The organism is Pseudoalteromonas sp. SIMBA_162 (genome assembly GCF_046535955.1).
Lineage (GTDB): Bacteria > Pseudomonadota > Gammaproteobacteria > Enterobacterales > Alteromonadaceae > Pseudoalteromonas > Pseudoalteromonas marina.
On the sequence record NZ_JAWJBQ010000355.1, the window covers coordinates 1 to 274 of the forward strand.

General features: G+C 67.2%; 1 protein-coding gene. It reads right to left on the reverse strand.

From position 1 onward, the window contains the following. Positions 1–274: FAD-dependent oxidoreductase (locus tag R0J88_RS20010; RefSeq protein WP_410900877.1), on the reverse strand; the 274-nt coding region annotated here is incomplete at both ends.

The following is a 274-nucleotide window of genomic DNA, read 5'->3' on the forward strand; positions in this document are numbered from 1 at the left end:
GGCGCGGTCATCGGTGTTGATGCGCGGCACGATCAGGTGGCTGCCCTGGATCATGCGGATGCCGTAGCGCGGCGTGCGTTCGGTGGCGCCCTTGATGAAGGACTCCACCCAAGGGCCTGCCGCATTCACCAGGGTGCGTGCGCGGCGGATGAAGGTCTCGCCGCTGCTGACATCTTCAAGTGTCAGCTCCCAGTGGCCCTCGACATCACGGGCGCCGACACAGCGGGTGCCCGTCATGATCTCGGCGCCTTGCTCGCGCGCCTGCAGCGCATTG